This window comes from Sodalis sp. (in: enterobacteria), from assembly GCF_051710625.1.
Lineage (GTDB): Bacteria > Pseudomonadota > Gammaproteobacteria > Enterobacterales > Enterobacteriaceae > JBPESN01.
This window is the reverse complement of record NZ_JBPESN010000128.1, coordinates 1-580: the sequence shown is the minus strand read 5'-3', so window position 1 is coordinate 580 and position 580 is coordinate 1. Positions and strand designations below refer to the sequence as shown.

Here is a 580-nt window from a genome sequence, read left to right as displayed (position 1 = left end):
GCTTATGGCGAAACGTTGTTCCAGACGTCAACCCGCATCAAAACCCAGATAGAGGCAGCGCTGGCATGAAGCAGTTGGTCAAACTGTTGCCGGGCGCGTACCTCGACCCGGCCGAGATCAGCGTGGTTAGGGTCGCTGGCGAGAATGTGTCTGTCGGTCTGGGCGACGATGCGCATTTTTTGCGCCTGGCGAGTGTCGCCGGCAGCGTTGACACGGTGGCAGAAACCCTGGTGTCGCGCATCAATGCGGTACTGGCTGAGCGTCATCATGGCGTTTAAACGTGATTTAAAAGGGGGACATCATGACTAAAGACACAACATTTTATACGCAGGAGCGCATCGACACCGTTAATAAACTGGTGTCGTTAGTGCGCGACAATTTTTCAGATAGCGAGACGAACCGTGCTATTTCTGCCGAATCGACGTGGATAGCCCTGCAAATGCCGAGTGGCCCGATGGAGGCCTCCATGCTTATCAGACAGAGTCAGATTGCTGAGGGATAAGCGACGTGTGCTGATTGTGGTAGGGAGCCTGTATGGCGACAAAATTTTCCATCCGTGAATTCCAGCACTCGCTGGCGG

Annotated in this window: 1 protein-coding gene; it reads left to right on the top strand. The window is 54.3% G+C overall.

Translation table 11 applies throughout. From position 1 onward, the window contains the following. The coding region (locus ACTBDU_RS16450) for a hypothetical protein (RefSeq protein ID WP_438807217.1) at positions 1 to 278 on the top strand (278 nt) is incomplete at its 5' end. Between the last annotated feature and the right edge of the window lie 302 nt (positions 279 to 580).